2 protein-coding genes are annotated in these 1,072 nt (G+C 68.7%); both read left to right on the forward strand.

Features of this window, described 5'->3' with window-relative positions; all coding sequences use genetic code 11:
• Positions 1–317, forward strand: a 317-nt coding sequence (locus tag EN781_RS33050) for an aldo/keto reductase (protein WP_145965811.1), incomplete at its 5' end; no start/stop codon positions are given.
• A gap of 106 nt (positions 318–423) precedes the next feature.
• Complete coding sequence (locus EN781_RS33055; protein WP_127400754.1) at positions 424–1,041, forward strand: LysE family translocator; 618 nt, start codon at positions 424–426, stop codon at positions 1,039–1,041.
• The last annotated feature ends 31 nt before the right edge of the window (positions 1,042–1,072 follow it).

Consider the following 1,072-nt stretch of genomic DNA (forward strand, 5'->3'; position numbering starts at 1 on the left):
ATTTCGGTCTCGCCAAGGGATTCTTGAGCGGCAAATACCGCGGCAAGGCCGATCTCGGCCAGAGCGAGCGGGGCGAGGATGTCGCCAGCTACCTCAACGAGCGCGGCATGCGCGTCCTCGCCGCGCTCGATTCGGTATCGGCAAGGCATTCGGCCAGGCAAGCGGAGGTGGCTCTGGCCTGGGTGATGGCGCGGCCGGGCATCGCGGCGCCGATCGCCAGCGCCACGACGCTCGCCCAGATGGACGGCCTGGTGCGGGCGGCATCGCTGATGCTCGATGCCGACGACATCGCGGCGCTGGACCGGGCCAGCGCCTAGCGCCGCAGGGCCGGCGGTGTTTCGCCCGCTGTTGCACGATCGTTCAAGACGGGGATGCCGCTTGCGCATAGCGTTCCCGCATCGCGACAGGATGCGGGAAAGGCGTATGGCTGGGTTCTTGTCCCTCACGCAGCCATGGCAGCAGGTGCTGGCGCTGGTGTTTGCCGCCACCGTGGTGATGGGCAGTCCGGGGCCGGCGACCATCAGCGTCACCGCCATCGGCTCCGCCTTCGGCCTGCGCCATTCGCTGCGCTATACGTCGGGCATCATCCTCGGCACCACGATGGTGCTTCTGGTGGTGGCGTCCGGCGTGATGGCGATCTTTGCCTCGCTGCCGGGCATGGCGCCGGTGCTGGCGATCGCATCCGCCGCCTACATCCTCTATCTGGCCTACAGGATCGCGACGGCGCCGCCACTGGCGGCGCGCGAGAGCGGGATGGCGCCTCCGACATTCGCCGGTGGGTTCCTGCTCGCGGTCGCCAATCCGAAAGCCTATGTGGCGATCGCCGCGGTCTTCGCCGGCGCTTCGTCGGGCGTCGCCGATCTCGGAATTTCGACCAGGCTCGTGGTGCTCGCGCTGATGATCGTCGCCATCCACGTGCTGTGGCTTCTCGCCGGTGCGGCCTTCGCCCGCTTCCTGCGGCGGCCGCTGGCCTCGCGGATCATCAACCTGATTTTCGCGGCGACACTGGTGCTGACGACGGCACTGGCGGCCTGGCCATAGGCGGGCCGGCGTCAAGAGGCTGCGGTTCAGG

The sequence above is a fragment of the Mesorhizobium sp. M4A.F.Ca.ET.090.04.2.1 genome (genome assembly GCF_003999085.1).
Lineage (GTDB): Bacteria > Pseudomonadota > Alphaproteobacteria > Rhizobiales > Rhizobiaceae > Mesorhizobium.